Below are 2302 nucleotides of genomic sequence, written 5' to 3' on the forward strand. Positions count from 1 at the left end.
AATTTATAAAATTTGTCTAGGGCCATAAAATATCTCCTACTCATATCACCATCAAATTGATTGAGTGATCTTACTAATGTCTTTCCTCGTCCTGACCATTGGCCATGCAATCTTAAAATAAAGTCTATTAGCTGAACGGATAGTGTGTTTAATGTAATTATTGCTTCCTCCTGATTTTTGGCATCAATAAAATCATCAAGCAAATCAAACATGAAGTATCGTGATGAGTTAATGTACTCTTGTGAAAGTGGTTCTGGCCCTTCCTTAATAAAGTTATCGGCGAATTCTTTAAGCATTCTGGCCTGTCCGTTATCCTTCAAAACTATTCCTTCGAAAATCATTGTCGCTAATACGGGCCTGCCCTTATCTCTGTCCGATTTAAAATCTCTGTTAACTGATTCGAAATTGTGAATAAAACATTCAATCCGCCAACCGAATTCTTCGAAACTTTCTCTGAAATCACTTATCTTCGAATCAATTATTACAATATCTAAATCTGATGAATCTGTTTCCTCTCCCCTAGATGCACTTCCTGCAAGAATAGAAATGTCACAATTAGGAAACCTCTTATTCACAAAATTTAATGCTGCTTCAAATGCTGAGTCCTTCATCATTCACCTCTTCGGATCCTCTCAAATTTCTTCTCAAGTCATGCATGTTATTTCACCTAACGTTCCCCGCATTCACGACGTCCCACCACCCCTAAGTTACTCGAGTCGCGCGTCCAGCGCGTATTCCGCCGGCCGCGAGGCGGTTGGGTGGTGCGAATGTGTCCGGGCATTATCCTAACTGAATAACACTGATAGCATTACCATTAACATCAATAAAATCAAACCTAACTGGATCACTGGTTTTAATCCCCGAGACTTTGACCTTCATTGATTTTAACTTGTTACGTACTTCTTCTACATCCTTTACCACAAAATTAAATGGCGTGTAGCCTTTTTGTGCTACATAGTCCTTTACTTCAACTAAGTGAAACCCACAGTTCGGCGAAATGGAAAGTCCCGCCACTCTTTTATTCTTCCATCTAAGGGGAAATCTGAAAACTTCTGTATACCAGGATAATGATTCCTCTAAGTTCTTTACAGGCAGGAATACTGCATCAATTCTTTCAATGAATCTTTCATTCATATTCATATTCATCTTCTCCTTGATTTTTTGTATTTGAACTTTAAATGTGTTCCCCGGAGTTTCAGATAACGTTCTTACATTCACGCCTCCGTAGGAGGTGGTCCGCAGCTCCAGCTTCCTCGAGATCACGACTTCGGATCAAGGGCCATCAGGCCCGCCGCGTGAATGCGGTGTGATGTGAAATCCCGGCTTCTTTGAATCGCATTCAACTTTCTCTTAATCTCTTAAAATTGTATATGTTTTATATTCACCGTTACCCGAGGAATATTTCAGAATATTCCCATCTTGCGGCAATCCATTAAAATAAGCTCCAATGCAACTCGTAGTACACCTATGCCCAGAGATTAGTATATTTGCTTCCTCAGAGTCAATTTTCAGCTCTTCCATAAAATTAAAAATACGTTTAACAAAAGATTTTACATCTTCTACAACTTTATATAACCGTGGATCAGGGATATTACCGTTAAACTGAACTTCTTCTCTTTTTAACCCGTCTGCTTCAACATTAAATCCGGTAACTAATTCTGCAGTCTGTATCGCTCTCTCTTGCGGAGAAGAAAATACGAAATCAAACTTTATATTTATTAATTTCTCCCTCAAATTAAATGCTTGAGCTCTGCCAACCTCATTAAGAGGCAAACCTTGTCTTCCCTGAAGCCTTCCTTGGCTATTCAAATCAGTTTGTCCGTGCCTAACAACGTATATCAAAATTATCACTCCTAATCTATGGAGAGGTTTAATAAGTTTTACTTTTACCGGGATTTCACAAAACGTTTTCGTATTCACGAACCCGATAGGCTTAAGGAAGCGTCAGCAACCGGGTGGCTCCGTCACTTAGCCTCGTAGGGTTGTCCGCCTGAATCCACTTCCTCGAAAAGCCTCTAGCGGACCAAGGAGCGAAAGCGACGCATCGTGAATATGGTGTTAACTGATGTCAACGACCTCTTCGAATAACTATAAAATCCCGTTACTGTCTATTTAACTTCAATCTGTATATCATCTCGCCATCTTGATTCTCACTATCTTGATTTACAAAACCTATATTCTCGTATAGCTTTTTAGCATGACTATTATTTTTTTCGATTGTTAGAGAGATCACTTCGCATTGTCTATGCCTTTCCCTAATGAATTCAACAATTCTTCTAATCGATTCTTTTCCCAATTGTTG

Annotated in this window: 4 protein-coding genes; all 4 read right to left on the minus strand. The window is 39.2% G+C overall.

Going from position 1 to position 2302, the window contains the following annotated elements:
- Positions 1 to 614, minus strand: a 614-nt coding sequence (locus tag PSHG_RS30855) for a nucleotidyltransferase domain-containing protein (protein WP_162137281.1), incomplete at its 3' end; no start/stop codon positions are given.
- A gap of 166 nt (positions 615 to 780) precedes the next feature.
- Positions 781 to 1140: a VOC family protein gene (locus PSHG_RS08470; RefSeq protein ID WP_010271848.1), complete on the minus strand. Its 360-nt coding sequence runs from the start codon at positions 1138 to 1140 to the stop codon at positions 781 to 783.
- Positions 1141 to 1350: 210 nt separating this feature from the next.
- Complete coding sequence (locus tag PSHG_RS08475) at positions 1351 to 1842, minus strand: phosphoglycerate mutase family protein (RefSeq protein WP_010271852.1); 492 nt, start codon at positions 1840 to 1842, stop codon at positions 1351 to 1353.
- Positions 1843 to 2101: 259 nt separating this feature from the next.
- Positions 2102 to 2302, minus strand: a 201-nt coding sequence (locus tag PSHG_RS31170) for a GNAT family N-acetyltransferase (RefSeq protein WP_010271855.1), incomplete at its 5' end; no start/stop codon positions are given.

This window comes from Paenibacillus senegalensis JC66, assembly GCF_000285515.1.
Lineage (GTDB): Bacteria > Bacillota > Bacilli > Paenibacillales > NBRC-103111 > Paenibacillus_L > Paenibacillus_L senegalensis.